Raw genomic sequence first — 24,424 nt, forward strand, 5'->3', positions numbered from 1 at the left:
CACTGGGACGCCCGCTGGGTTTATAACAACTACGTTGCTGTTACCAGCGGTAGTGTGCGAACGCCTTGTTGGCTTCAGCCATGCGGTGAACGTCTTCACGTTTCTTAACTGCAGTACCTTTGTTCTCTGCAGCATCAGAAAGTTCGTTCGCCAGGCGGAGAGCCATAGATTTATCACCGCGTTTACGAGCAGCTTCTACGATCCAACGCATTGCCAGGGCATTACGACGAACCGGACGGACTTCAACTGGAACCTGGTAGGTAGAACCACCAACGCGACGTGACTTAACTTCGACAGTCGGACGTACGTTTTCGAGAGCAACCTCGAACGCTTCCAGGCCATCTTTACCAGCGCGTTGAGCCAGGGTATCAAGCGCGGTATAGACGATAGATTCAGCAGTAGATTTTTTACCATCTACCATCAGGATATTTACAAATTTAGCCAGCAGCTCTGATCCGAACTTAGGATCCGGCAGAATTTTACGCTGACCAATGACGCGACGACGTGGCATGGAAATACTCCGTTGTTAATTCAGGATTGTCCAAAACTCTACGAGTTTAGTTTGACATTTAAGTTAAAACGTTTGGCCTTACTTAACGGAGAACCATTAAGCCTTTGGCTTCTTCACGCCGTACTTGGAGCGTGACTGCTTACGGTCTTTAACACCTGAGCAGTCCAGCGCGCCACGAACGGTGTGGTAACGCACACCTGGCAAGTCTTTAACACGACCGCCACGGATCAGGATCACGGAGTGCTCCTGCAGGTTATGACCTTCACCGCCGATGTAGGAGGTAACTTCAAAACCGTTAGTCAAACGCACACGGCAAACTTTACGCAGTGCTGAGTTTGGTTTTTTAGGGGTAGTGGTGTACACACGAGTACATACACCACGTTTCTGCGGGCAAGCTTCCAGCGCAGGCACGTTGCTCTTTGCAACTTTGCGTACGCGTGGTTTGCGAACCAGCTGGTTAACTGTTGCCATTAAATAGCTCCTGGGATTTAGCTTTTTGCTTCGTAAACACGTAATAAATCGCCTCGTATTACTACGAGGAGGCAGAATTTTAGGGCTGTGTCAAAAGGGTGTCAAGAAATAACCAGGTTTTCGCTCTTACCAGGCCACTTGTTGTTGGTGCTTCGCTGTTAACGCAACGAAACCAGTATAGTCTAAACGTGCTACCTTGGTCGAAATTTGCTCAATCAGGCCGCGCGCCGCCACATCTTCTTCTAATACCCACAGCGTAGCCGGCGATGCGCTGAGCCTGGTTAACACCTGGCTGCCAGCCAATGCGGCAGTTACGCCATCCTGCAATAAAAGCAGATCGTCGCCTTCCTGCAATAAAAGCAGCAGGCTATCGAGATCGCATTGCCAGGGAGATTGCAGCAACGTGTAAAGCATGATCAGTTCTCAGAATCGAATAACACGATGATAGGTAGCCAGCTTTTCGCGTAGCGATGCAGCATCCAGCACCTCAGCAGCCAGCACGCGTTCAGCCGTCAAATTTTGTCCGCGCGCCAACAGCGAATCGGCGCAGACAAAACACTGATCGATATCGTACAGCGCCAGCACGCCAAAGGTCGCGATGTAGTTGCGCGCCAGAATCTGCTCAGGCTGCTGGTCGCAATTGAGCTGCAGCACGCCATCCCCGATAAAGAACAGACCGATATCTTCGCTTAATGCGCCCGTCGCCAGCACAGCATCCAGCCCTTCCCTGCCCGCACTACTTCCGTGCGGTGCCTGAGTAAACAGAAACGCCACGCGGTTCATCAGAATTGCACCAGACGATCGCAGCTCAGCGCGGCTTCAGCCAGTGCGCCCAAACCGCTGAGTTCAAAACCTGGCTGTAAATTGCTGCCCGCCAGTTGTAAGCGCGCGGCTTCCTGCGCGTCGGTTACGCCACGTCGTAATGCAGCCGCCACGCAGATATTCAGAGCGGCGCCACTTTCAGCACGCAACTGCTGCCATTCACGCACCATATCCACTTCATCGCTGGCCGGCGCGCTCAGTTGGTTGGCGTTCAACACGCCTTCACGATAGAAGAACACGCTTTCCAGCTGATGTCCGGACTTTATCAGCACACGCGCAAACAGCAGCGCGCTGCTGGCATGTTGCGTGCCGTATGCCGGTCCGGTGACCAGCAAGGTGTAGCGCATTAGCGATCCTGCCCCTGAAAATCACCGCTTTTGAACTGGCGAATATAGAGGTAAACGGTGTGCTTGGAGATATTAAGGCGGTCGGCCACCTGATTGATCGCGTCTTTGATGTCGAATATGCCCTTCTCATACATATTGAGCACGATCTGCCGATTCTTAGCATTGTTAGAAACGTTACGGTCAGCGCTCACTTCTTCTATTGCGAACTCCAGCGTCTGCATCACCAGGTCTTCCACCGAGCTGGCAAAATTGACGTTGGAATCCACTTGCTGCATTTCCGGCGGCATAAAAGTCGACATAATTTGTGAGAACGGCACGTCGAGGTTCATGTTGATGCACAGCAAGCCAATGACGCGCTGCTGACGATTACGAATCGCGATAGTGACCGATTTCATCAGCACGCCGCTTTTCGCGCGCGTGAAGTAGGCTCTGGAGACATTGCTGTCTGCGCCGTGCATATCGTGCAGCATACGCAGGGCCAAATCGGTAATCGGCGAACCCACTTTACGCCCGGTATGTTCACCGTTGGCGATACGCACCGCAGAACACTTCAAATCTTCCAGCGAGTGCAACACGATTTCGCAGTGCGAGCCAATTAGCATCGCCAGGCCATCGACAACGGCTTCGTAGGATTTGAGGATATCGTAGTCTGCTTGCTCGAACGGACGTTGCTCCAGTAAATCGAAGTCAGTCAGTTCACCGGGATTGAATGGATTAGACATCGAAGACATTACCCTAAATGGCTGGAGCCTGTCTCGACAGCATTGGGGCAGACTCATATGGTGATAGTTAAGCAGGCGTTAGTCTGGCAAATGTCATGGTCTTTAGCCAGACCTTTACCTCTATCTCCGAAATAAAAACGCCGCCCGTAGGCGGCGTGGTGCAGAAAGTTCAGATTACTGCGCTTTCTGATCGCCAGCGACTGGAGCCTGCGCTTTTTCATCCGCTTTCGGCGCTGGCTTGATGTCGAGCAGTTCGACATCGAACACCAGCGTGGAGTTAGCCGGAATACCCGGAACGCCATTTTTGCCGTAAGCCAGGTTCGGTGGGATCACCAGCTTGATCTTGCCGCCTTTCTTCACGTGCTTCAGACCTTCGGTCCAGCCCGGAATCACACCGTCCAGACGGAACGACAGCGGCTCGCCACGAGTATATGAGTTATCGAACTCAGTACCGTCGATCAGCGTACCTTTGTAGTTCACCACCACAGTGTCGCTGTCTTTTGGTACGTCACCGGTACCTTCTTTCTCTACCTGATACAGCAGGCCAGATTCAGTTTTCTTCACGCCTTTTTCTTTGGCGAATTTGTCAGCGTAAGCAGAGCCCTTATCGGAGTTTTCTTTCGCGTCTTTTTCCATCTTCGCCTGAGCTGCACCTTTCACGCGGCCTTCAAAGGCCTGCAGGGTTTGCTCGATCTCTTGATCAGAGAGTTTGCTCTTGCCGCCAAAGGCGTCCTGAACACCCGCGATCAACTGATCTTTATCCAGTTTGATGCCCAGCTTCTCTTGTTCCTTCAGAGAGTTGTCCATGTAGCGACCAAGGGACGCGCCAAGTGCATAGGCTGATTGCTGATCTTCGTTTTTGAAGGCAGCATTTTTCGGTGCTTGCGGCGCGGCCTGAGCGGCGTCTGCTGGAGCAGCGGCGGTTTCTGCTGCCATTGCCAGCGGTGCATTCAGCGCGAAGGCCATGGTGGTAGCTAACAATGTGACTTTAAACAGTGAATTCATCCTTTCTCCAAAACCGAAGCCTCTAACCTCGGGAATCATTGCGGACTGAGGCCCACACTATAACTTTACGTGGCAGCGGCGAACACTCCCACAATGTAATTACCCGTTTAACCTCCGACCTTTTTTGCTTCAGGAAGTTTCATCAGAGATATAGGCGTTATGCGCCGTTTCAATGCAGCATGACGCGGAAAGGTAAAATATCAGGTGATTCTGAAGCGAAACGCCGTAGAATCACGCCCGAAACAGATTAACGCGCAGCACCGCAAGATGAGGAAAGATCATGCAACCAACAGAATGGGAACAACGCCTTGAGGCGCTGGAGAGCAAGCTGGCTTTTCAGGAATACACCATCGATCAGCTCAATCAAACGGTGGTTCAGCATGAGCTGGAGATGATCAGACTGCGTGAGCAAGTCCGTCTGTTAATCGATAAAGTGAAAGATAGCGCGCCGTCGATGATCGCATCACAGTCAGAAGAAACGCCGCCGCCGCATTACTAAAAGAAAAGGCCACCCGAAGGTGGCCTTGCCAGCATCACACTGATTAGTGGCTGCAGCCGCAACCGCCAGTGCCACAACCGCCCTGGCCGTGATCGTGATCATGGTCGTGGTCATGATCGTGATGATGACCATCCGCGCCATGCACGTGACCGTGCGCCAGCTCTTCTTCGGTCGCTGCGCGAATCGCCACAACTTCCACGTTGAAGTTCAGGTTCTGACCCGCCAGCATGTGGTTACCATCAACCACCACGTGCTCATCTTCAACTTCGGTGATTTCAACTGGTACTGGACCTTGATCGGTTTCTGCCAGGAAGCGCATGCCAACCTGCAGTTCATCAACGCCCATAAACACGTCTTTTGGTACGCGCTGTACGAGGTTGTCATCGTATTGACCGTAAGCGTCGTTCGCCGGGATATGCACGTCAAACTTATCGCCTACATCATGATTTTCCAGCGCTTTTTCCAGACCAGAAATCAGGGAACCATGACCGTGCAGATAGTCCAACGGTGCACTCACCGGTGACTCGTCAACCAACACACCGTCTTCGGTACGAACCTGATACGCCAGGCTCACCACCAGGTCTTTTGCTACTTTCATGATATCTCCTAACCGTTGAGAACTAAGATCCCGTCCCATTGGTCAATTTTGCGTGCAATAAACCAACCAGAAAGGTTCAAGACTGAGGATGCCAATAGTGTTGCGGCATACTGCTCAGCGTTAATGGCGCCGATTGTAGCGGAATTCAATCCCGCTGTAAGTTCAAGCTTAAAAAAAGCTGCGCCATTGCGCTACTCAGGATGAAAAACGCCGATCACTTGCTCGTTAGTGCGAACCTGATCGCGCACCTGCTTGTCAGCCTCACGCATCTGATGACCGCACTGAACACATTCCACCACTTCAACGTTGTTTTCACGCCACAACGCCAAGGTATCTTTTGCCTGGCACTTTGGACAAACCGCACCGGCTATAAAGCGTTTACGCATACTGTTTCCTGCCGTCGTTAATGAACGGATTAAGTAAGTATAGATCTACTCGTCATCCCAGCCGTCGAACTGGCGTTTTTCGTGCTGCATTTCGCGTTGGAAGATATCCTCCAGCTCGCGCCGCGCCTCACGCACACGTGAAACCTGCGCGCTGTCATCATGGCTTGGCACCAGTTCACGCAGCATGCGCATATCCAGACGACGGAAATGTTGCTGTGCGCGCTGCGCCTGATGCGGATGCATGCCCAGCGAGATCAGCGTTTTGCGGCCCAGCTCCAGCGCACTGGAGAACGTCTCACGTGAGAACAGCGTGACGCCCGCCTGCAACAGTTCGTGCGCCTCAACACGTCCACGCGCACGCGCCAGGATTTCCAGCTGCGGGAAGTGCTGCTGACACAGCTGCACGATGGTCATCGAATCTTCCGGATCGTTGCAGGTAATGACGATGGATTGCGCATTCTCCGCGCCCGCCGCACGCAGCAGCTCCAGCTCGGTGGCGTCGCCATAATAAACCTTATAGCCATATTTACGCATCAGGCTCACCGCCGAGATATCGCGCTCCAGCACCGTAATACGTTTATTGTTCGCCATCAGCAAACGGCCAACCACCTGACCAAAACGACCAAAGCCCACCACAATGACCTGCGGCTGATCGTCTTCGACAAAGTGCTTCTCGGCATTTTCATCGGGTTCATTAAAACGATGCGCCAGTAAACGGTCGATGCCGTTCATCAGCAGCGGCGTGGTCATCATTGACAGCGTCACCGTCACCAGCAGCAGCGGCATTTGGTCGCCGCTGAACATTTTGGCCGATGACGCTGCCGAGAACAGCACAAAGGCAAATTCGCCACCCTGGCTTAACACACCGGCAAACTGCTGGCGCTCTGAACTGCGCAGGCCATAAATGCGCCCCAGCACATACAGCACCAGCGTTTTCACCGTCACCAGAATCAGCACGCCCAGCAAAATTTCAATGATGTGGGTATAAAGCACGCCGAGATTCAGCGCCATGCCAACCGAAATAAAGAACAAGCCCAACAGCAAGCCTTTGAACGGTTCGATGGCCACTTCCAGCTCGTGGCGGTATTCACTTTCCGCCAACAGAATACCGGCGATAAAAGTACCCAGCGCCATCGACAGGCCGAGCGCGTCCATAAACAGCGCCGAACCCAGCACCAGCAGCAGCGACGCGGCAGTAAACACTTCGCGTACGCCGGATGCGGCAATAAAGCGCAGAATCGGGCGCAGCAGATAACGGCCACCAATCAGCATCCCGCCGAACGCCAGCACTTTCATCCCGACTTTCAACCAGTCAACGTGACCGCTATCGCCGCCCGCCAGCAGCGGCACCAATGCCAACGCGGGAATCACCGCCAAATCCTGGAACAGCAACACCGAGAAACCGAGCTGCCCCGATTCACTGCGGTTCATGCCTTTATCGCGCATCAGCTGCAGCGCCATCGCTGTGGAAGACATCGCCAGGCCAATACCGCCAATCACCGCCGCCTGCCAGCTAAAGTCGGTCAGCCACAGCAATCCACCGAGAATGGCGGCGGAGATCAGCACCTGAGCGGCGCCCACGCCAAAGATAGAACGGCGCAGCGCCCAAAGTTTCGAGGGGTTCAGTTCCAGCCCGATGATGAACATCAGGAACACCACGCCGAGTTCGGAAAAGTGCAGAATCTCCTCAACGTCGCTGATGAAACCCAACCCCCACGGACCAATCGCAATACCGGCCAGCAAATAGCCCAGCACCGCGCCAATGCCAAGACGCGCCGCAATCGGCACAATCAGCACCGCCGCAACCAGATAAATGACGCCCGCCGTCAGTAACGTTTCGCCTTCCATCACACACCTCCTTGCGGCAGCGGTGAAGCCAGCCAGTCGCCGTACGCTCGGGCAAAATTACGCATCACTTCCGGCGTCTGCCGACGCGCCCAGTGAATCACCATCGGCGTCATCCAGTGCATGCGACACATCTGCGCCGTCAGCTCAAACGGACGCATGATGTCACTCATCGGATAGCGATTCAGGCCGCTAGGGTGATACGCCGCTTCCGGTTCGCCGGTGGTCACCACGCTGCGCCAGTATTTGCCTTCCAGCGCATTGCCATCCGGACCGCTGGCAAAGCCGCGCGACAGTACACGATCCAGCCACTCCTTCAGGAGCGCCGGGCAGCTGTAGGTATAAAGTGGATGTTGGAATACAACGATTTGATGTTCGCGCAGTAGCTGTTGCTCATGGTGAATATCAATAAAGAAATCCGGATAGTGGGCGTATAAATCGTGCACCGTGACGTGGTCCAGTTCCATAGCCGACTGCAGCAAAACCCGATTAGCAATCGAATCCTGTGATTCCGGATGGGCGTAAAGCAGCAATATTTTAGGTGGCTGCGACATCGTTCCCCTCCAAAGCGTCGTCACGGCACAGGAATTCCGCTACCATGCTCGACGCAACAAATTTTCTCGAATTATGTTGCCGGTAAATTAACATATTCTGACGATACGGCGCTTATGATTGTCTTTTCAGCACTACAAATTCGCCGCGGCACCAATGTGCTGCTGGATAACGCAACAGCCACCATAAACCCTGGCCAGAAAGTGGGCTTAGTGGGTAAAAACGGCTGCGGCAAATCGACGCTGCTGTCATTGCTGAAGGGCGAGATCAGCAGCGATGCAGGTAACGCCACCTTCCCAAGCAACTGGGCGCTGGCGTGGGTCAATCAGGAAACCCCGGCGCTGAGCAAACCCGCGCTGGAGTATGTTATCGACGGCGACCGTGAATATCGTCAGCTTGAATCTGAATTAGCCGACGCCAATGGGCGCAACGATGGCAACGCCATCGCCCTGGTGCACGGCAAGCTGGACGCGATTCAGGCGTGGAGCATACCTGCTCGCGCCTCAAGTTTGTTGCACGGTTTGGGCTTTAGCCAGGAACAATTAATGCGGCCGGTGAGCGATTTCTCCGGTGGCTGGCGCATGCGCCTCAACCTCGCGCAGGCGCTGGTGTGCCGTTCCGATCTGCTGCTGCTGGATGAACCGACCAACCACCTCGATCTCGATGCAGTGATCTGGCTAGAACGCTGGCTGAAAAGCTACGAGGGTACGCTGGTGCTGATTTCGCACGACCGCGACTTCCTCGATCCGGTGGTCGATAAGATCATCCACATCGAACAGCAAACGATGTTTGAATACACCGGCAACTACAGCTCCTTCGAACGTCAACGCGTCGCCAAGCTGGCGCAACAGCAAGCGCTGTTCCAGAGCCAGCAGGAAAAAGTGGCGCACCTGCAAAAGTATATCGATCGCTTCCGCGCGCAGGCCACCAAAGCGAAGCAGGCGCAGAGCCGCATCAAAATGCTGGAGCGCATGGAGCTGATTGCGCCAGCACACGTCGATAACCCGTTTAGCTTCAGCTTCCGCGCGCCAGAAAGTTTGCCGAATCCGTTGCTAAAGATGGAACGCGTCACCGCCGGTTATGGCGAGCGCATCATTCTCGACGCCATCAAACTTAACCTTGTGCCGGGTTCGCGTATTGGCCTGCTGGGCCGTAACGGCGCGGGTAAATCGACGCTAATCAAACTGCTCGCCGGTGAGCTCGAGGCGCTGGATGGCAAAGTTGGCCTGGCGAAAGGCATCAAGCTCGGTTACTTCGCCCAGCATCAGCTGGAATATCTGCGCGCCGATGAATCGCCGTTGCAGCATTTGTCACGCATCGCACCGAAAGTGCTTGAGCAGCAGCTGCGCGATTATCTTGGTGGCTTCGGCTTCCAGGGCGATAAAGTCAGCGAAATCACTGAACGCTTCTCCGGCGGCGAAAAAGCGCGTCTGGTGTTGGCATTGATTGTCTGGCAGCGCCCGAACCTGCTGCTGCTCGATGAACCGACTAACCACCTCGATCTTGATATGCGTCAGGCGCTGACCGAAGCGCTGATTGATTTCGAAGGCGCGTTGGTGGTGGTCTCGCACGATCGTCATCTGCTGCGCGCCACCACCGACGATCTCTATCTGGTGCACGACGGCAAGGTCGATGTGTTTGAAGGCGACCTGGAAGATTATCAGCAGTGGCTGAGCGATCTGCAGAAGCAGCAAGCACAACAGGATGCCGCGCCGAAGCAGGATAACGGCAACAGCGCGCAATCGCGTAAAGACCAGAAACGCCGCGACGCCGAGCTGCGTGCACAAACGCAGCCGCTGCGTAAAGAGATCGAGAAACTCGAGAAGCAGATGGCGAAGTGGCAGAGTCAGCTCAGTGATGCGGAAGCGCAACTGGCCGACAGCGCGATTTACGATCAGAGCCGCAAAGCCGATTTGAACGTGGCGCTGCAGCGTCAGGCCGAGAGTAAAGCCGCGCTGGAAGAGGTCGAAATGGCATGGCTGGATGCGCAGGAACAGCTGGAGCAAATGCTGGCGGGTTGATTGTGCACGCTGTCCCCCTCCTCGGTCCTCCCCCATAAATGGGAGAGGAAGATGCTGCCACATGTCAGTGATGAAGCTGCATGTGGCGGCGTCTCCTTCCCCCGTTTACGGGGGAAGGCCGGGATGGGGGACAGCGTGCACCATCCAACTTAAAACGGCTTATCCCCCAACACCGTCGCACGATGCATCACTCTTCGCGCCGGATAATAATCCGCATTGGCATAATGCTGCGTCACGCGGTTATCCCAGATCGCCACATCATTCTCCTGCCAGCGCCAGCGCACCTGGAACTCCGGTTTGGCGCTATGCCAGAACAGGAAGTTAAGCAGCGCATCGCCCTCTTTTTCGCTTAATCCCAGCAAACGTGTGGTAAACCCTTCATTCACAAACAGCGCCTTGCGTCCGCTCACCGGATGCGTACGAATCACCGGATGCTGCACAGGTGGATTTTTGGCCACCGCTTGCTGCCAGCGTTGATGCTCTTCCTCGGTTTTACGGTATTTATACTCCTGGAACGACTTCTTAAAGTCGTGCTCCGCCTGCAGCCCATTCAACAGCGTCTTAAACGGCTCAGAAAGCGCTTCATAGGCCGCAATGCCGGTTGACCACAAGGTATCGCCGCCGCTCTCCGGTAGCAGTTTGGACGCCAGAATTGCAATTGCCGGTGGCGTTTGAATAAAGGTGACATCGGTGTGCCAGTTGTCGTTATCCGGCGGATTATCCTGATGCGTATCCAGCACGATGATCTCTTCCACGCCTTCCGCATGCGGATAGACCGGATGGATATGCAGATCGCCAAAGCGAATCGCCAGCGCGCGCTGCTGTTCCGGGGTAATCACCTGATTGCGCAGGAACAGCACCTGATGGCGCAACAGGCCATGATAAAGCTGTTCAAACTGGGCATCGCTCAGCGGACGGCTGAGATCGACATCGCTAACCTGCGCCCCGATATGCGGGCCCAAAGCGGTAAAAGAAAGTCGTTCGTTCATTGCTGTTCTCCATTCCAGGGCGTCAGTCGGCGCTGCAAAGCGCGCAGACCCAGTTCTAAGCCAAAAGCAATCAGGGCAATCACGGCAATCCCGGCCAGCACCACGTCGGTGGCGAGGAACTCACCGGCCGACTGCACCATAAAGCCGAGTCCACGCGTAGCGGCAATCAGTTCCGCCGCCACCAGCGTTGACCAACCTACGCCGAGACCAATGCGCAAGCCGGTGAGGATTTCCGGCAGCGCGCCGGGCAGAATCACGAAGCGCAGCAGCTGCCAGCGCGATGCGCCCAACGCCTGTGCCGCGCGAATCCGTACCTGCTGGGCATTCTTCACACCGGCCAGCGTCGATAAGGTCACCGGCGCGAAAATCGCCAGATAAATCAGTAAAATCTTCGAGGTTTCGCCGATGCCAAACCAGATCACCATCAGCGGCAGATAAGCCAGCGGCGGCACCGGGCGATAAAGTTCGATCAGCGGATCAAGCAAGCCGCGAATCGCCGGGCTGAGTCCCATGGCGATGCCGACCGGAATGCCAATCAGCGCGGCAAAGAACAGCGCCACCAGCATGCGCGCCAGGCTAGCGCCCAAGTGCTGCCAAAGCGTGGCATCCATAAAGCCTTGCGGGCTGGCAATCAAGATCAGCTTCTGTAGCACCACTTGCGGCGGCGGTAAAAACAGCGGCGCCACTAAGCCGAGCGCGGTTATCGCCCACCACAGCAGCAGCAACAAGCCAACGCTGAGAAGGCTGAGTGAGAACTGGCGCGAGAACGGCCAGCGCAATCCGCGACGACGCGCTTGGGTTTTCTCATCAATCACCGCACTCATATAAACGCCTCACGCTGGGAAAACACCTGGTTCAGTACATATTCGCGACGTTCGATAAACGCCGGATCGGATTTGATGCTGCGGCACGCTTCCCCGGCGGCGAAGCGCTGGCCGAAGTCGAGTTTCAAACGCTCGACCACGCGGCCCGGTCCCGGCGACAGCAGCACCAGTTCGCTGGCGAGGAACACCGCTTCTTCGATGTCGTGAGTGATCAGCAGAATCTGTTTGCCGGTATCACGCCACAGCGTCAGCAGCAGAGTTTGCATCTGTTCGCGGGTAAAGGCGTCCAGTGCACCGAACGGCTCATCTAACAGCAGCAACTGAGGATCAGCCGCCAGCGCACGCGCAATGCCCACGCGCTGACGTTGACCCCCAGAGAGCTGCCAGATAAAACGCTGTTCTGCCCCTTCCAGTCCTACTTTGCGGATCAAACGGCGTGCGATGGTATGACGTTCTGCCTTCGCCATCCCCGCCAGTTGCAAACCGAACGAAACGTTATCGATCACGTTGCGCCACGGCAGCAATCCTTCATTTTGAAACACCACGCCGCGTTCAGCGCCCGGCCCTTCCACCTTTTTGCCATCCAGCGTAATGCTGCCGGATTCCAGCGGCAGAAAGCCGGCGATGAGGTTCAGCAGCGTGGTTTTGCCACAGCCGGAGGGACCTAACACCACCAGCAGATCTCGGCTGCCCAGCTGCAGGTTGATGTCCTGTAGCGCGGGTTGTCCGGCGTAACGCGCATTGAGATGGGTGATGTTAAGCATACGGCCTCCGGTTATTTCACTAAGGGTGCAACGAAGCGCGTGGTGACGAAGCTGCTGTAATCGCTATCCGCTTCTGGCACTTTGCCCTGCTCTTTCAGGAAGCCGGCAGTATCGACAATCGCCTTGTTCACCGGCTTGCCGAGCTGCTCCACCTGCTGCTGCGCGGTGAGGTACGTGTTGCCTTTCACCAGCACCGGCACATCCGCTTCGGGTACACCACTCAGGCGCGCCAGCTTGCTCAGGTTGTCTGACTGCTTCAGCCATTGATCTGGATTGGCAATGTAAGCTTGCTGCGCTTCAACCGCGCTGCGGGCAAAGGCGGTGACGATTTCTGGGTGCTGCTGCGCGAAATCTTTACGCACCACCCACACATCAAGCGTTGGCGCGCCCCACTTGCCAACCTGCGAGGAATCCGTCAGCACCTTGCCATCTTTCTCGAGCTCATTGACGGCCGGAGACCAGACGTAAGCACCGTCGATGTCACCGCGTTTCCAGGCGGCAATAATCGCCGGTGGCTGCAGGTTGACTAAGGTCACTTGCGAAGGCTTGATGCCCCAATGCTTGAGCGCAGCGAGGAAGCTGTAGTGCGTAGTCGAGATGAACGGCACGGCGATGCGCTTGCCAATCAGGTCTTTAGGATCTTTGATGGTCTTCTTCACCACCAGCGCTTCGGAGTTACCGAGCTGTGAGGCCAGCAGGAAAGCTTCAATCGGCAGCTTTTGCGTGGCGGCGACCGCCAGCGGGCTGGAACCGATATTACCAATCTGGACGTCGCCCGATGCCAGAGCACGCAACACGCTGGCTCCGCTATCAAATTTGCGCCAGTCGACGGTAGCACCGCTCTCTTTGGCGAAGGTATTATCCGCCTGCGCCACTTTGGCTGGTTCCGCCGACGTCTGATACGCCACGGTAACGTTGACCGCTTGCGCCTGGAACGCCATCAGGGCCAGAGCCGCTGCGACCGCCGTTATTGTTTTTTTCATCGCCATCATCATTCACCCCAATGTGTTTTTGTCTGCGCAGTTTCTCCAGCAAGAGTAATTTCACAAAGGAATTAAAAATTATCCCTAATGACGATCGGTTCTTAGATCAACATTGGGCAAGGCTATGCAGAAAGTGCAAATGGAAAGAGAAGGGAAATCGGTAAATATGTCACGCGCTCACATGGCAGCTGTGATATTGATAGACATCTCATTTTTCACTTTTTACTTACGGTCTTGAATCCATGTCGATTGAGAAAGTCGCACACCTGGCTGGTGTGTCCAAAGCCACCGTTTCACGGGTTTTGAACCAGAATCCCGGCGTGCGCCCGGATACGCGCGCCAAAGTGCTGGCGGCCATCGACATCTGCGACTATCAACCCAACTTACTGGCGCGCCAGCTGCGCACCTCACAAAGCCATATGCTGTTAGTGCTGATTCCCGACATCACCAATCCGTTCTGCTCACGCGTGGTTCAGGGCATTGAAGCCGAAGCGGAAGCGCAGGGTTACCACATTCTGCTGTGTAACTCAGGATCGCAATTGCGACGCGAAGCGGCTTACATTGCGCTACTGAGTGGCAAAGTGGTGGATGGCGTGATCACCATGGATGCCGCCAGTACCCTGCAAGAGTTGAAAGAATTGATTGGCGATGCGCCTTGGGTTCAGTGTGCCGAATACGATCCGGCGATCGCCGCCTCAAGTGTGGCGATTGATAATGAAGAAGCGGCTTGCGAAACCGTGCGTTATCTGGCGAACAAAGGCCGACGCCGCATTGCGCTGGTGAACTGTGATATGCGTTACCTCTATTCACATAAGCGTGAAGAGGGATATCGTGCGGCGCTGGAGCAGCTGGATCTCAGCTGGTGCGGTGTGGCCTACGCCGAGAATATCACCTGTGAAGCGGGTAGTGCGGCATTGCGCGAACTGCTGACGCAGCCGGAACGGCCGGATGCGGTATTCGCGGTATCAGATGTGTTGGCGGTTGGCGTAATACACGCGGCGTTGGAGGCGGGCTTGCGCGTGCCGGAAGATTTAGCGGTGGTAGGATTTGATGGCATCAACTTTACCAGCAGTTTGAATCCACCGCTGACGACGATTGAGCAACCGATGAATCGCATGGGCGCGCGCAGCGTACAGCTGCTGGTCCAACGCATCCGCCAACCCAACTCGTCGGTGGTTCATGAAGTGTTGCCGTGGAAGCGCGTTGAACGCGCTTCCAGTTAATTCAGCGCCAAATCAGCAATACGCACGCGGCGGTGAGCAAGCCCATCGCCAGATTGAACATTTTCCACGCGCGCGGGCTGCGCAGCAGACGTCCAATCAGCGAGCCAAAGCCCATCCAGATCACCCCAGAAACCACGTTCACCATGAACATGCCGAGGCTAATGGCCAGCACCGAATGCAGATATTCGCTGCCTGCCAGGCTGAAGCTGGCCACTGCGCCGAGGGCCATGAGCCAGGCTTTCGGGTTGATCAGCTGCAGCAAGCCGCCTTGCCAGAACGGCATCTGCTTCACCGTCACATCATCGGTTTCCAGCTTTTCATACTCGGCGCTGGCGATTTTCCACGCCAGCCACAGCAGATAAAGGCTACCGGCAATCTTCAGAATCAGATGCAGCGAGGGATAAAGCAGGATGAGACCGCCGATGCCGAATGCCACCATCAGCAACATGACTTGCATACCAATCATGATACCAATCAGCAGCGGAATGGTGCGCAGGAAGCCAAAATTAGCACCCGAGGCGGTAAGTAACATATTATTGGGCCCGGGCGTGATGGCCGCGACCCAAAGAAAACCTAACATTGATAAAAAAAGACTCAGTTCCATGTATATTCGGGTGCTCCTCACCCAGTAAAGCGAACAACCCATCGAAGCTATCAGCGACTTATGCATCAGACAAGCCTTTACCCAAGCTATTTTGATCGCCCCAGCGGCGAGCGCTTTACCCCCCTGCGCGGATTCAGTAACGCGCATTTGCAAACACTGCTGCCGCGTATTCTGCGCCGCCGCGTCACGTTGCGTCCGCACTGGCAGCGTCTTGACCTGCCGGACGGCGATTTTGTCGATTTAGCGTGGAGCGAAGATCCGGCGCAGGCACGTCACAAGCCGCGCATGGTGATGTTTCACGGCCTGGAAGGCAACTTTCGCAGCCCGTATGCGCATGGCCTGATGCAGGCGTGTCAGGCGCGCGGCTGGCTGGCGGTGGTGATGCACTTTCGCGGCTGCAGCGGCGAGCCTAATCGCTTGAAGCGCATCTATCACTCCGGTGAAACCGAAGATGCCACCTACTTCCTTAACTGGCTGCAGCGTGAATGGGGCAGCGTGCCGACCGCTGCAGTCGGCGTTTCGCTGGGCGGCAACATGCTCGCTTGCCTGCTGGGTCAGCAAGGTCACGATGTGCCGATTGATGCCGGCATCGCCATCTCAGCGCCGCTGGCGCTGGAGCCGTGCAGCGGCAAATTGGATGTTGGCTTTTCTCGCTTCTATCAGCACTATTTGCTGACGCGGCTAAAAAAGAACGCTACGCGCAAACTGCACGCCTGGCCCGGCACGCTGCCGGTCGATCTCAGCCAGTTACGCGCTTTCCGCCGCTTACGCGAATTTGATGATGCCATAACGGCACGTGCGCACGGTTTTATTGACGCCAGCGACTATTATCAACAAGCCAGCGCGATGCCGCTGCTCACCGGCGTGCGTAAACCGCTGCTGATCATTCATGCGCAAGACGATCCCTTTATGACTGATGCCGTGATCCCGCAACCTGACCAGCTGTCAGCCTCCATTCAGTATCAGCTGACGCAGCAAGGTGGCCATGTCGGCTTTGTCGGCGGCACCTTGCTTAAACCGAAAATGTGGCTGGAACAACGCGTGCCCGACTGGCTCTCAACTTATCTGGATGTGTAATAGTGATTATTCCCTGGCAACAACTCGAAGCGGAGACGCTGGAAAATCTGATTGAAACCTTCGTGTTACGCGAAGGCACCGATTACGGCGAGCAGGAACGCAGTTTGCTGCAAAAAGTCGCCGACGTGCGCCGCCAGCTGGAGCGCGGCGACGTGGTGCTGGTGTGGTCGGAACTGCATGAATCGATCAATATTATGCCGAAGGGTGAATTTCGCGGCTGATGCACCCCGCGGCAATTCGTGGTAACAATGCTCATCGCCGGACTTCACAGGGAGCTCTGTTATGTCAGCCAGGCATCCAATTATTGCCGTCACCGGTTCCAGCGGCGCCGGAACCACCACCACCAGCCTCGCCTTCCGTAAGATTTTCCAGCAGCTGAACCTGCATGCGGCGGAACTCGAAGGCGACAGTTTCCATCGCTTCACGCGTCCGGAAATGGACATGGCGATCCGCAAAGCACGCGATCTCGGTCGCCACATCAGCTACTTCGGCCCGGAAGCCAATGATTTCGGCCTACTGGAGCAGACGTTCAAACATTACGGTCAAACCGGCCTCGGCGAATCACGCAAATATCTGCACACCTACGATGAAGCGGTGCCGTGGAATCAGGTGCCGGGCACGTTCACGCCGTGGCAGCCGCTGCCGGAAAACACCGATGTGCTGTTTTATGAAGGCTTGCACGGCGGCGTGGTTACGCAGCAGCAAAATGTGGCGGAGCATGTCGATCTGCTGGTTGGTGTGGTGCCGATTGTTAACCTTGAGTGGATTCAGAAGCTGGTGCGTGACACCGGCGAGCGCGGCCATTCACGCGAAGCAGTAATGGATTCGGTGGTACGTTCGATGGAGGATTACATTAACTTCATCACGCCGCAGTTCTCGCGCACCCACATTAACTTCCAGCGCGTGCCGACCGTTGATACCTCAAACCCGTTTGCCGCCCGCGAAATTCCCTCGCTCGACGAAAGCTTCGTGGTGATTCATTTCCGTGGCCTGGAAGGCATCGCGTTCCCCTATCTGCTGGCGATGATTCAGGGATCGTTTATTTCCCACATCAATACCCTGGTGGTGCCGGGCGGCAAAATGGGATTGGCGATGGAGCTGATTATGCTGCCGCTGGTACAGCGACTGATTGAAGGGAAGCGGATTGAATAGGTTTGGTGCGGGCGGTGAAAAGGGAGGCATGAATGCCTCCCCTTCGACCGATTACAACTCGACAACCTCATAGCTGTGGGTAATTTCCACGCCTTTACCCAGCATGATCGCCACCGAGCAATATTTTTCCGCTGACAGGTCAACCGCGCGCGCAACCGCTTTATCGCTCAACGCTTTGCCGCTGACGATAAAATGCAGGTTGATGGTGGTAAAAATGCGTGGCGCTTCTTCACGGCGTTCTGAGGTGAGTTTCACTTCGCAATCCGCCACATTGCTGCGCCCTTTTTGCAGGATCGACACCACATCAATGGCGCTACAGCCGCCCGCGGCCATCAGCACCATCTCCATTGGACTTGGCGCTTTATCACCGGAATTACCGTCCATTAATACCTGATGGCCAGATGAGGATTCTCCGAGAAAGGTAAGACCTTCCACCCATTTCACTCGTGCCTGCATTATTCTCTCTCCTGAAGCGGCGGTTTTGCCGCCAGAGTACGCTTTCACCTGACAAACAGCAATCCAGAGTAATCCCCCTTGTGCTGAAGCGAGACAACACAAGACAGCTCGCAAAAGCTGTGCTACAAACAGTGCTGAAAATATTTTCGTCATCACAGACGAAGGCCGGAAGAATCAAAAGCGTAGCTTAAGAGTCCACCCGGAATAATTTTTCCTTTACTGGAAACGCTCGACGATTAAACCGCCTGACAGGGAAAAATGCCCCCTGTGTTTTGGGCACGATTACAACAGAGGATAATAGCGAATGGTTCTCGGCAAACCGCAAACAGACCCTACACTCGAATGGTTCCTGTCCCATTGCCATATTCACAAATATCCATCCAAAAGCACGCTCATCCATCAGGGTGAGAAAGCGGAAACGCTGTACTACATCGTAAAAGGTTCCGTAGCGGTACTGATTAAAGATGAAGAAGGCAAAGAGATGATTCTCTCCTACCTCAATCAGGGAGATTTCATCGGCGAACTCGGTCTTTTCGAAGAAGGCCAGGAACGTAGTGCCTGGGTACGTGCGAAGTCTGCCTGCGAAGTGGCTGAAATTTCATACAAAAAATTCCGTCAGCTGATTCAGGTAAACCCGGATATTTTAATGCGACTTTCGTCGCAAATGGCGCGTCGTCTGCAAGTGACATCTGAGAAAGTGGGCAACCTTGCCTTCCTCGATGTCACCGGACGTATCGCGCAAACGCTGCTAAATCTGGCCAAACAGCCAGATGCGATGACTCACCCAGACGGGATGCAAATCAAAATCACCCGTCAGGAGATTGGTCAGATCGTGGGCTGCTCACGCGAAACCGTGGGTCGTATCCTGAAAATGCTGGAAGATCAGAACCTGATCTCTGCACACGGTAAAACCATCGTCGTTTACGGCACCCGCTAATTTCTTCTCACCCACGGCGTGATGGCAACATCGCGCCGTTTCTATTTGCGATGAGCTGATGTGGCGTCGAATCATCTATCATCCCGAAGTTAACTATGCGCTGCGGCAAACGCTGGTGCTGTGCCTGCCTGTGGCTCTCGGCTGGCTGTTTGGCGATCTGCAAAAAGGGCTGCTGTTCTCGTTAGTGCCGGCCTGCTGCAACATGGCGGGTCTGGATACGCCGCACAAACGCTTCTTCAAACGCCTGATTGTGGGGGGTTCGCTGTTTGCCACCGGCAGTTTCCTGATGCAAATCCTCACCGCTTATCAGGTTCCGCTGCCGCTGATTTTGCTGGCGTTGCCGCTGCTGATTGGCGTGACCGGCGAAATCGGCCCGCTGCATGCACGATTGCTGCCCGCGACTTTGATTGCCGCTATTTTCACGCTCAGCCTGGTTGGACGCATGCCGATGTGGGTGCCGCCGCTGCTCTACATTGGCGGCACGCTGTGGTACGGCTTATTCAACTGGTTCTGGTTCTGGCTGTGGAAAGAGCAGCCGATGCGCGAGTCGCTCAGCCTGCTGTTCCGCGAGCTGGCGGATTACTGCGATGCCAAATACACCTTACTGACGCAGCTGACCGATCCGGAAAAAGCGCTGCCACCGTTGCTGGCACGTCAGCAAAAGGCGGTCGATCTCATCACCACCTGCTACCAGCAAATGCATATGCTGTCGGCCAGTCGCGATAACAGCCACAAACGCCTGACGCGCGCTTTCCAGGTGGCGCTGGATTTACAGGAACACATCTCGGTGAGTTTGCATCAGCCGGAAGAGGTGCAGAAGCTGGTTGAAGAGAGCCACGCCGAAGCGGTGATTCGCTGGAACGCCAAAATCATCTCGGCGCGACTGCGCGTGCTGGCGGATGCAATTCTCTACCATCAGCTGCCAGACCGTTTTCATATGGAGAAACAGCTCGGCGCGTTGGAGAAAATTGCGCGCCAGCATCCGGATAACCCGGTCGGCAACTTCTGCCTGTATCACTTCAGCCGCATCGCCCGCGTGTTGCGTACGCAGAAGCCGCTCTACACGCGTGACCTGATGGCCGATCGCCAGCGCCGTTTGCCGCTGTTACCCGCGCTGCGCAGTTATCTGTCATTCAAATCCACCGCGTTACGCACCGCGGCACGCTTTGCCGTGATGCTGATGTTTGGCAGCGCGCTGGCGCTGTTCTTCAACATTCCCAAACCTTACTGGATTCTGATGACCATCATGTTCGTCAGCCAGAACGGTTACAGCGCGACGCGCGTGCGCATCCAGCACCGTGCGCTGGGCACTTTTGCCGGATTGCTGATCGCCGCCGCGTCGCTCCAGCTGGCGGTGCCGGAATCGATCACGCTGCTGTTTATGCTAGGGATCACGCTGGCGAGTTATCTGATCACGCGGAAATATTACGGCTGGTCGATGATTGGCTTCACCGTCACGGCGGTGTATTCGCTGCAGCTGCTGTCGCTCAACGGCGCACAGTTTCTGCTGCCGCGCATGATGGATACCTTGATGGGCTGCCTGATTGCCTTCGCCGGGATGATTTGGCTGTGGCCACAGTGGCAAAGCGGACTGCTGCGCAAGAACGCGCACGATGCGCTGGAAGCCTATCAGGAGGCGCTGCGACTATTGTTAGGACCTGAACAGTCGCCGGAGAAACTGGCTTATCAGCGCATGAAGGTTAATCAGGCGCACAACGCGCTGTTCAACTCATTAAACCAGGCATCGAGCGAGCCGGGCTTTAACCTGCAATACCTGAAAGATATGCGCATGTGGGTTACGCACAGTCAGTTTATCGTCGAGCACATTAACGCCATGACGATTCTGGCGCGTGAGCACACCATGTTGACGGCCAAGCTGGCGGAACGTTATCTGCAATCCTGTGAAATCGCGCTGCAGCGTTGTCAGCAGCGACTGGCGTATGATGGGCCGGGCAACGACAGCAATATTCTGGAAGCACCGGAGAATCTCAATGAAGGGCCGGTGACGATTGTCGAACAGCATGTGAAGCGGATTTTGCAGCACCTCAACGTGATGCACACCATCTCTTCGCTGGCGTGGAGCCAGCGACCGCATCATGGCCGCTGGCTCAAGGTGTTACGTCCAAAAGCGAATTAAGCGGCCAGCACCTTTTCAATCGCGCTGGCGAAACGCGTCATGCCTTCGGCGATATCGGTAGGTTCAATCACCAGCGACGGCACAAAACGGATCACGTCGGTACCGGCGGTGAGAATCATCAGCCCTTCCGCTGCGGACGCGTTGAGGATGTCACGCGCTTTGCTGGCGAACTGCGGCTTCAGCGCGGCACCAATCAGCAGCCCTTTGCCACGAATCTCGCTGAAGATAGCGAATTTGCTGTCGATGGCTTGCAGCGCTTCAACAAACTGCTGACGACGCGCTTCAACGCCTTCCAGTACTTCTGGCGTGTTGATGATATCCAGCGCCGTTTCAGCGATGGCACAGGCCAGCGGATTGCCGCCGTAAGTGGTACCGTGAACGCCCGGCGCCATCACCGAGGCGATTTCGTTAGTGGTCAACATCGCACTGACCGGGAAACCGCCGCCCAGCGCTTTCGCGCTGGTAATAATATCGGGCTTGATACCGTAATGCTCATACGCAAACAGTTTGCCGCTACGTCCCATGCCGCTCTGCACTTCATCCAGCACCAGCAGCGCATTGTGTTCATCGCACAGCGCGCGCAGACCTTGCATAAACTCTGGCGTGGCCGGCATTACGCCGCCTTCGCCCTGAATCGGCTCGACCACGATGGCGCAGGTGTGATCGTCAATCACCGCTTTTACCGCATCGAGATCGTTGAACGGCACATGCACGATATCCGCCGGTTTTGGACCGAAACCATCGGAGTATTTCGGCTGGCCGCCAACCGACACGGTGAACAGCGTGCGGCCGTGGAAGGCGTTATGGAAGGCGATAATTTTGCTTTTGAACGGGCTGTGTTTTTTGCAGGCGTAATAACGCGCCAGCTTGAATGCTGCTTCGTTGGCTTCCGCACCGGAGTTACCGAAAAACACCCGATCGGCAAAGGTCGCGGCAATCAATTTACTCGCCAGACGCAGCGCTGGTTCGTTGGTGAACACGTTGCTGGTGTGCCACAAGGTTTCGCCCTGGGTTTTCAGCGTTTCCACCAGCGCCGGATGACAATGGCCCAATGCAGTCACCGCGATGCCGCCAGAGAAATCGATATACTCTTTGCCCTGCTGATCCCACACTCGGCTGCCTTTACCTTTTACCGGCACAAACTGCGCAGGTGCATAAACAGGCAAAATAACGTTATCGAACGTTTCCCGGGTTACCGCTAGTTTTTCCGCTGCCATTGATGACCTCATCGGGTTATTTGTTGAGCTGATGTGAAAATATAATCACAAAATATGCATAAAAAATCACACGAAGGCAAACATAAGTTACGCGTTGAGGAAATTAGCCAGCAGCTGATGCCCTTGCTCACTGAGGATGCTTTCCGGATGGAACTGCACGCCTTCCAACGACAAAGTGCGATGGCGGAAACCCATGATCTCATCCGGCTGGCCGTCGCGCAGGGTCCACGCGGTGACTTCAAACTCAGCGGGCAGCGTATCGCGCGCCACAATCAATGAGTGATAGCGCGTCACGGTCAGCGGATTATTCAGATCGCGAAACACACCTTGGTTGGTGTGCTGGATCAGGGAGGTTTTGCCATGCATTACCTGGCGCGCGCGCACCACCTGCGCGCCATAGGCTTGTGCAATCGCCTGATGCCCAAGGCAAACGCCGAGGATCGGCACGTGCCCGGCGAAATGGCGAATCGCCGCGAGCGAGATGCCAGACTGATCCGGCGTACACGGACCCGGCGAAATCACCAGATGCGTCAGCGGCAGCGCTTGCATCTCATCCAGCGTAATGGCGTCGTTACGCACCACGCGTACCTCCGCGCCCAGTTCGCAAAAGTACTGGTAGAGATTCCAGGTGAAGGAGTCGTAGTTATCGATTAGCAGCAGCATAGCGCCCTCAGGCCAGTAAAAGCGGCGCTATTCTACCTATTTTAGTTCGCCGGGCTCACCACTTTCGCAAACTGCGCGGTAAGCGGTGCCAGATCGCCGGCGACGCCCGCCGAGATCGCAGCGCGCCACGCATCGCGTTCGAGCGTTTCCCAGGAAAGCTGATAACCGGCATGCAGTGCCAACTGTTCAAAGAAGATGCGCTGCGCGCGGCCATTGCCGGCGCGGAACGGATGCAGCACGAAGATCTCACAGTAATAATGTGCGATACGCGCCACGAACGCTTCCTGCTCAAGGTCAGCCAGGCCGCGCTCTTCCTCGAGCGCCTGCATCAGCGTATTGCCTTCTTTCTCGATATATTCGCAATGACAATACGGCGTTTCATCGCGCCAGATATCGATGGTGCGCAATTCTCCTGCCCAGCTGTAGAGATCCTGAAACAGCGTGCGATGAATATGGCAAAGACGTGGCAAACCGATGCTGCGCTGGCCAAGTTCTAATGTCGCCAGGCGCGCGGCGCTGAACGCCAGTTCCGCTTTACGCAGTTGGGCTTCATCATGAATATCGAGGCGATTCTTCAACACATTGTCGTTGTGCCACAAATAGGGATCGCGTACTGCTAAGCTGTTATCCACCATATTGCCTCCTCAGCGACTCAAGTCGCTCCTCAGCATGTTCGGCATCGATAAGAGCTTCACTATAGGAATATCCGGCCAGTCGACAGCTGGATTGGTAGCTCGCAGCACGGCGCTGCTGCCACAAAGTGGCTTTCTGTTTCTCAGTGAGTTTGCTAGTCATAGCGCCTCCGGCAAGCAGTGAGCCCTAAGTATAAGCAGCAATTTTTTGCTTTGCCGGAGAGCAAATGACGCGCCAGTGAAAAACGGCGCGTTTCAGAATTAAGGCAGGACTTTGGCGGAGAGGATAACAATCGGTTTTGACGGCACATTTTGGTACGGACCGACATCTTTAGTCGGGACCTGCGCAATCTTGTCGATCACATCCTGGCCTTTCACAACTTTACCAAACACCGCATAACCGAAATCACGCTGACCGTGATCGAGGAAGGCGTTGTCGGCTACGTTGAGGAAGAACTGGCTGGTGGCGCTATCTTTATCTGCGGTACGCGCCATCGAAATGGTGCCGCGCAGATTACGCAAGCCGTTGTCAGCTTCGTTCTTGATCGGCGCTACCGTTTGCTTCTGCTGCATATCGGTAGTGAAGCCGCCGCCCTGAATCATAAAACCAGGGATCACGCGGTGGAAAATGGTGTTGTTGTAAAAACCATTGTTGACGTAATCAACGAAGTTTTTCACCGAAACCGGGGCTTTCTGGTTATTCAGCTCGAGTTCAATATTGCCCGCAGAGGTGGTGAGCAGCACATGTGGATCCCCTTTCGCGGCAAGCGCGGCAGAAGATACAGAAGAGAGCGCTAACAGGGCAACCGCCGCTGTCAAAGTACGTTTAAGCATGAAAGATTCCTTACCATGGAGAGCTAGCTCAAAAACGAGATTGATTGTAAAGAGCATGTGATCCAAGAGCCAGCGTTTTACCGATATTTACGCGGATGTTGCTATTGTCATACTTTTGCCGCCACGCAATCATTTGCGTGACGAAAATCACAC

General features: G+C 55.3%; 30 protein-coding genes. 8 read left to right on the forward strand and 22 right to left on the reverse strand.

The features are described from left to right. Positions 1–40: 40 nt before the first annotated feature. From rpsG to fkpA, 7 genes are all read right to left on the reverse strand, one after another. A complete protein-coding gene (rpsG, locus tag AC6I8A_RS17845) occupies positions 41–511 on the reverse strand; it encodes a 30S ribosomal protein S7 (RefSeq protein WP_007886246.1) in 471 nt (156 codons plus the stop codon). Positions 512–607: 96 nt separating this feature from the next. Beyond that, positions 608–982, reverse strand: a complete 375-nt coding sequence (gene rpsL, locus AC6I8A_RS17850) for a 30S ribosomal protein S12 (protein WP_006120575.1) — start codon at positions 980–982, stop codon at positions 608–610. A 126-nt stretch (positions 983–1,108) separates the two neighbouring features. Beyond that, the gene (gene tusB, locus AC6I8A_RS17855) at positions 1,109–1,396 is read right to left on the reverse strand and encodes a sulfurtransferase complex subunit TusB (protein WP_256697632.1); all 288 of its coding nucleotides are present in this window, start codon (positions 1,394–1,396) and stop codon (positions 1,109–1,111) included. Positions 1,397–1,405: 9 nt separating this feature from the next. Next, the gene (gene tusC / locus AC6I8A_RS17860) at positions 1,406–1,765 is read right to left on the reverse strand and encodes a sulfurtransferase complex subunit TusC (RefSeq protein ID WP_256697633.1); all 360 of its coding nucleotides are present in this window, start codon (positions 1,763–1,765) and stop codon (positions 1,406–1,408) included. Continuing rightward, positions 1,765–2,151, reverse strand: coding sequence for a sulfurtransferase complex subunit TusD (gene tusD, locus AC6I8A_RS17865; RefSeq protein ID WP_265302508.1), 387 nt, complete (start codon positions 2,149–2,151; stop codon positions 1,765–1,767). Before tusD ends, tusC begins: the two co-directional genes overlap by 1 nt. Further along, positions 2,151–2,873 carry a helix-turn-helix transcriptional regulator gene (locus AC6I8A_RS17870; protein WP_007886240.1) on the reverse strand — a complete coding sequence of 241 codons (723 nt, stop codon included), beginning with the start codon at positions 2,871–2,873 and terminating at the stop codon, positions 2,151–2,153. Before AC6I8A_RS17870 ends, tusD begins: the two co-directional genes overlap by 1 nt. A gap of 174 nt (positions 2,874–3,047) precedes the next feature. Next, positions 3,048–3,878 carry an FKBP-type peptidyl-prolyl cis-trans isomerase gene (fkpA, locus tag AC6I8A_RS17875; protein ID WP_008102198.1) on the reverse strand — a complete coding sequence of 277 codons (831 nt, stop codon included), beginning with the start codon at positions 3,876–3,878 and terminating at the stop codon, positions 3,048–3,050. Between the two features lie 280 nt (positions 3,879–4,158). Between fkpA and AC6I8A_RS17880 the strand changes: the two genes are divergently transcribed. Beyond that, entirely contained in the window at positions 4,159–4,377 is a 219-nt protein-coding gene (locus AC6I8A_RS17880; protein WP_008102200.1) for a protein SlyX, read from the forward strand. Positions 4,378–4,420: 43 nt separating this feature from the next. On the opposite strand, the gene slyD is transcribed toward AC6I8A_RS17880, so the two are convergent. From slyD to kefG, 4 genes are all read right to left on the reverse strand, one after another. Then, positions 4,421–4,975, reverse strand: coding sequence for a peptidylprolyl isomerase (gene slyD / locus AC6I8A_RS17885; protein ID WP_293795316.1), 555 nt, complete (start codon positions 4,973–4,975; stop codon positions 4,421–4,423). A 191-nt stretch (positions 4,976–5,166) separates the two neighbouring features. Continuing rightward, positions 5,167–5,361: a YheV family putative zinc ribbon protein gene (locus AC6I8A_RS17890; protein ID WP_008101839.1), complete on the reverse strand. Its 195-nt coding sequence runs from the start codon at positions 5,359–5,361 to the stop codon at positions 5,167–5,169. A 45-nt stretch (positions 5,362–5,406) separates the two neighbouring features. Beyond that, positions 5,407–7,209 carry a glutathione-regulated potassium-efflux system protein KefB gene (kefB, locus tag AC6I8A_RS17895; RefSeq protein ID WP_497818847.1) on the reverse strand — a complete coding sequence of 601 codons (1,803 nt, stop codon included), beginning with the start codon at positions 7,207–7,209 and terminating at the stop codon, positions 5,407–5,409. Then, positions 7,209–7,760 carry a glutathione-regulated potassium-efflux system ancillary protein KefG gene (kefG, locus tag AC6I8A_RS17900; RefSeq protein ID WP_256697638.1) on the reverse strand — a complete coding sequence of 184 codons (552 nt, stop codon included), beginning with the start codon at positions 7,758–7,760 and terminating at the stop codon, positions 7,209–7,211. Before kefG ends, kefB begins: the two co-directional genes overlap by 1 nt. Positions 7,761–7,874: 114 nt before the next feature. On the opposite strand from kefG, the gene AC6I8A_RS17905 reads away from it, so the two are divergent. After that, positions 7,875–9,779: an ABC transporter ATP-binding protein gene (locus AC6I8A_RS17905; RefSeq protein ID WP_497818848.1), complete on the forward strand. Its 1,905-nt coding sequence runs from the start codon at positions 7,875–7,877 to the stop codon at positions 9,777–9,779. A 149-nt stretch (positions 9,780–9,928) separates the two neighbouring features. Here the strand turns inward: AC6I8A_RS17905 and tauD are convergent, their stop codons facing one another. The 4 genes from tauD to tauA are packed head-to-tail and all read right to left on the reverse strand — an operon-like array spanning position 9,929 to position 13,348. Further along, positions 9,929–10,768 (reverse strand): taurine dioxygenase, encoded by an 840-nt coding sequence (tauD, locus tag AC6I8A_RS17910; protein WP_497818849.1) that lies wholly within the window; start codon positions 10,766–10,768, stop codon positions 9,929–9,931. Next, a complete protein-coding gene (gene tauC, locus AC6I8A_RS17915; RefSeq protein ID WP_008101829.1) occupies positions 10,765–11,592 on the reverse strand; it encodes a taurine ABC transporter permease TauC in 828 nt (275 codons plus the stop codon). The genes tauD and tauC overlap by 4 nt, the downstream gene beginning before the upstream one ends. Next, positions 11,589–12,356, reverse strand: coding sequence for a taurine ABC transporter ATP-binding subunit (gene tauB, locus AC6I8A_RS17920; RefSeq protein ID WP_497818850.1), 768 nt, complete (start codon positions 12,354–12,356; stop codon positions 11,589–11,591). Before tauB ends, tauC begins: the two co-directional genes overlap by 4 nt. Before the next feature lie 11 nt (positions 12,357–12,367). Further along, positions 12,368–13,348: a taurine ABC transporter substrate-binding protein gene (gene tauA, locus AC6I8A_RS17925; RefSeq protein ID WP_409455792.1), complete on the reverse strand. Its 981-nt coding sequence runs from the start codon at positions 13,346–13,348 to the stop codon at positions 12,368–12,370. A 233-nt stretch (positions 13,349–13,581) separates the two neighbouring features. Here tauA and AC6I8A_RS17930 point away from each other — a divergent pair, with 233 nt between their 5' ends. Beyond that, positions 13,582–14,562, forward strand: a complete 981-nt coding sequence (locus tag AC6I8A_RS17930; RefSeq protein ID WP_265302514.1) for a LacI family DNA-binding transcriptional regulator — start codon at positions 13,582–13,584, stop codon at positions 14,560–14,562. A gap of 1 nt (position 14,563) precedes the next feature. On the opposite strand, the gene AC6I8A_RS17935 is transcribed toward AC6I8A_RS17930, so the two are convergent. Beyond that, positions 14,564–15,166 (reverse strand): LysE family translocator, encoded by a 603-nt coding sequence (locus tag AC6I8A_RS17935; RefSeq protein ID WP_008101822.1) that lies wholly within the window; start codon positions 15,164–15,166, stop codon positions 14,564–14,566. A gap of 60 nt (positions 15,167–15,226) precedes the next feature. Here AC6I8A_RS17935 and AC6I8A_RS17940 point away from each other — a divergent pair, with 60 nt between their 5' ends. The 3 genes from AC6I8A_RS17940 to AC6I8A_RS17950 all read left to right on the forward strand — a co-directional run bounded on the left by AC6I8A_RS17940 (position 15,227) and on the right by AC6I8A_RS17950 (position 17,395). Then, positions 15,227–16,243 carry a hydrolase gene (locus AC6I8A_RS17940; RefSeq protein ID WP_256697646.1) on the forward strand — a complete coding sequence of 339 codons (1,017 nt, stop codon included), beginning with the start codon at positions 15,227–15,229 and terminating at the stop codon, positions 16,241–16,243. A gap of 2 nt (positions 16,244–16,245) precedes the next feature. After that, on the forward strand, positions 16,246–16,464 hold the full coding sequence (locus AC6I8A_RS17945; RefSeq protein WP_256697647.1) for a YheU family protein: 219 nt from the start codon (positions 16,246–16,248) through the stop codon (positions 16,462–16,464). 61 nt (positions 16,465–16,525) lie between these two features. Beyond that, positions 16,526–17,395 carry a phosphoribulokinase gene (locus tag AC6I8A_RS17950; RefSeq protein ID WP_008101816.1) on the forward strand — a complete coding sequence of 290 codons (870 nt, stop codon included), beginning with the start codon at positions 16,526–16,528 and terminating at the stop codon, positions 17,393–17,395. A gap of 51 nt (positions 17,396–17,446) precedes the next feature. Here AC6I8A_RS17950 and AC6I8A_RS17955 read toward each other — a convergent pair whose 3' ends face one another. Further along, a complete protein-coding gene (locus AC6I8A_RS17955) occupies positions 17,447–17,851 on the reverse strand; it encodes an OsmC family protein (RefSeq protein ID WP_479486299.1) in 405 nt (134 codons plus the stop codon). Between the two features lie 304 nt (positions 17,852–18,155). On the opposite strand from AC6I8A_RS17955, the gene crp reads away from it, so the two are divergent. Both crp and AC6I8A_RS17965 read left to right on the forward strand, forming a co-directional pair. Continuing rightward, on the forward strand, positions 18,156–18,788 hold the full coding sequence (crp, locus tag AC6I8A_RS17960) for a cAMP-activated global transcriptional regulator CRP (RefSeq protein WP_003852956.1): 633 nt from the start codon (positions 18,156–18,158) through the stop codon (positions 18,786–18,788). Between the two features lie 58 nt (positions 18,789–18,846). Then, positions 18,847–20,925 (forward strand): YccS/YhfK family putative transporter, encoded by a 2,079-nt coding sequence (locus tag AC6I8A_RS17965; RefSeq protein ID WP_312181097.1) that lies wholly within the window; start codon positions 18,847–18,849, stop codon positions 20,923–20,925. Here AC6I8A_RS17965 and argD read toward each other — a convergent pair. The 5 genes from argD to ppiA all read right to left on the reverse strand — a co-directional run bounded on the left by argD (position 20,922) and on the right by ppiA (position 24,271). Then, positions 20,922–22,142 (reverse strand): bifunctional acetylornithine/succinyldiaminopimelate transaminase, encoded by a 1,221-nt coding sequence (argD, locus tag AC6I8A_RS17970; RefSeq protein ID WP_497818851.1) that lies wholly within the window; start codon positions 22,140–22,142, stop codon positions 20,922–20,924. The genes AC6I8A_RS17965 and argD overlap by 4 nt on opposite strands. Positions 22,143–22,229: 87 nt before the next feature. Continuing rightward, positions 22,230–22,805 (reverse strand): aminodeoxychorismate synthase component II, encoded by a 576-nt coding sequence (locus AC6I8A_RS17975; protein ID WP_479489125.1) that lies wholly within the window; start codon positions 22,803–22,805, stop codon positions 22,230–22,232. Between the two features lie 41 nt (positions 22,806–22,846). Beyond that, positions 22,847–23,440, reverse strand: coding sequence for a putative adenosine monophosphate-protein transferase Fic (locus AC6I8A_RS17980; protein ID WP_479489124.1), 594 nt, complete (start codon positions 23,438–23,440; stop codon positions 22,847–22,849). Continuing rightward, entirely contained in the window at positions 23,430–23,600 is a 171-nt protein-coding gene (locus tag AC6I8A_RS17985) for a YhfG family protein (RefSeq protein WP_256697652.1), read from the reverse strand. The genes AC6I8A_RS17980 and AC6I8A_RS17985 overlap by 11 nt, the downstream gene beginning before the upstream one ends. A gap of 98 nt (positions 23,601–23,698) precedes the next feature. Then, positions 23,699–24,271 carry a peptidylprolyl isomerase A gene (ppiA, locus tag AC6I8A_RS17990; protein WP_008101803.1) on the reverse strand — a complete coding sequence of 191 codons (573 nt, stop codon included), beginning with the start codon at positions 24,269–24,271 and terminating at the stop codon, positions 23,699–23,701. Positions 24,272–24,424: the final 153 nt, after the last annotated feature.

This window comes from Pantoea sp. X-Soil-ISGK-275, from assembly GCF_059730795.1.

What these genes read in the sequence shown, in the direction of transcription:
- rpsG (WP_007886246.1), bottom strand. Translation starts at nt 511, where the DNA reads ATGCCACGTCGTCGCGTCATTGGTCAGCGTAAAATTCTGCCGGATCCT.
- rpsL (WP_006120575.1), bottom strand. Translation starts at nt 982, where the DNA reads ATGGCAACAGTTAACCAGCTGGTTCGCAAACCACGCGTACGCAAAGTT.
- tusB (WP_256697632.1), bottom strand. Translation starts at nt 1,396, where the DNA reads ATGCTTTACACGTTGCTGCAATCTCCCTGGCAATGCGATCTCGATAGC.
- tusC (WP_256697633.1), bottom strand. Translation starts at nt 1,765, where the DNA reads ATGAACCGCGTGGCGTTTCTGTTTACTCAGGCACCGCACGGAAGTAGT.
- tusD (WP_265302508.1), bottom strand. Translation starts at nt 2,151, where the DNA reads ATGCGCTACACCTTGCTGGTCACCGGACCGGCATACGGCACGCAACAT.
- AC6I8A_RS17870 (WP_007886240.1), bottom strand. Translation starts at nt 2,873, where the DNA reads ATGTCTAATCCATTCAATCCCGGTGAACTGACTGACTTCGATTTACTG.
- fkpA (WP_008102198.1), bottom strand. Translation starts at nt 3,878, where the DNA reads ATGAATTCACTGTTTAAAGTCACATTGTTAGCTACCACCATGGCCTTC.
- AC6I8A_RS17880 (WP_008102200.1), top strand. Translation starts at nt 4,159, where the DNA reads ATGCAACCAACAGAATGGGAACAACGCCTTGAGGCGCTGGAGAGCAAG.
- slyD (WP_293795316.1), bottom strand. Translation starts at nt 4,975, where the DNA reads ATGAAAGTAGCAAAAGACCTGGTGGTGAGCCTGGCGTATCAGGTTCGT.
- AC6I8A_RS17890 (WP_008101839.1), bottom strand. Translation starts at nt 5,361, where the DNA reads ATGCGTAAACGCTTTATAGCCGGTGCGGTTTGTCCAAAGTGCCAGGCA.
- kefB (WP_497818847.1), bottom strand. Translation starts at nt 7,209, where the DNA reads ATGGAAGGCGAAACGTTACTGACGGCGGGCGTCATTTATCTGGTTGCG.
- kefG (WP_256697638.1), bottom strand. Translation starts at nt 7,760, where the DNA reads ATGTCGCAGCCACCTAAAATATTGCTGCTTTACGCCCATCCGGAATCA.
- AC6I8A_RS17905 (WP_497818848.1), top strand. Translation starts at nt 7,875, where the DNA reads ATGATTGTCTTTTCAGCACTACAAATTCGCCGCGGCACCAATGTGCTG.
- tauD (WP_497818849.1), bottom strand. Translation starts at nt 10,768, where the DNA reads ATGAACGAACGACTTTCTTTTACCGCTTTGGGCCCGCATATCGGGGCG.
- tauC (WP_008101829.1), bottom strand. Translation starts at nt 11,592, where the DNA reads ATGAGTGCGGTGATTGATGAGAAAACCCAAGCGCGTCGTCGCGGATTG.
- tauB (WP_497818850.1), bottom strand. Translation starts at nt 12,356, where the DNA reads ATGCTTAACATCACCCATCTCAATGCGCGTTACGCCGGACAACCCGCG.
- tauA (WP_409455792.1), bottom strand. Translation starts at nt 13,348, where the DNA reads ATGATGGCGATGAAAAAAACAATAACGGCGGTCGCAGCGGCTCTGGCC.
- AC6I8A_RS17930 (WP_265302514.1), top strand. Translation starts at nt 13,582, where the DNA reads ATGTCGATTGAGAAAGTCGCACACCTGGCTGGTGTGTCCAAAGCCACC.
- AC6I8A_RS17935 (WP_008101822.1), bottom strand. Translation starts at nt 15,166, where the DNA reads ATGGAACTGAGTCTTTTTTTATCAATGTTAGGTTTTCTTTGGGTCGCG.
- AC6I8A_RS17940 (WP_256697646.1), top strand. Translation starts at nt 15,227, where the DNA reads ATGCATCAGACAAGCCTTTACCCAAGCTATTTTGATCGCCCCAGCGGC.
- AC6I8A_RS17950 (WP_008101816.1), top strand. Translation starts at nt 16,526, where the DNA reads ATGTCAGCCAGGCATCCAATTATTGCCGTCACCGGTTCCAGCGGCGCC.
- AC6I8A_RS17955 (WP_479486299.1), bottom strand. Translation starts at nt 17,851, where the DNA reads ATGCAGGCACGAGTGAAATGGGTGGAAGGTCTTACCTTTCTCGGAGAA.
- crp (WP_003852956.1), top strand. Translation starts at nt 18,156, where the DNA reads ATGGTTCTCGGCAAACCGCAAACAGACCCTACACTCGAATGGTTCCTG.
- AC6I8A_RS17965 (WP_312181097.1), top strand. Translation starts at nt 18,847, where the DNA reads ATGTGGCGTCGAATCATCTATCATCCCGAAGTTAACTATGCGCTGCGG.
- argD (WP_497818851.1), bottom strand. Translation starts at nt 22,142, where the DNA reads ATGGCAGCGGAAAAACTAGCGGTAACCCGGGAAACGTTCGATAACGTT.
- AC6I8A_RS17975 (WP_479489125.1), bottom strand. Translation starts at nt 22,805, where the DNA reads ATGCTGCTGCTAATCGATAACTACGACTCCTTCACCTGGAATCTCTAC.
- AC6I8A_RS17980 (WP_479489124.1), bottom strand. Translation starts at nt 23,440, where the DNA reads ATGGTGGATAACAGCTTAGCAGTACGCGATCCCTATTTGTGGCACAAC.
- AC6I8A_RS17985 (WP_256697652.1), bottom strand. Translation starts at nt 23,600, where the DNA reads ATGACTAGCAAACTCACTGAGAAACAGAAAGCCACTTTGTGGCAGCAG.
- ppiA (WP_008101803.1), bottom strand. Translation starts at nt 24,271, where the DNA reads ATGCTTAAACGTACTTTGACAGCGGCGGTTGCCCTGTTAGCGCTCTCT.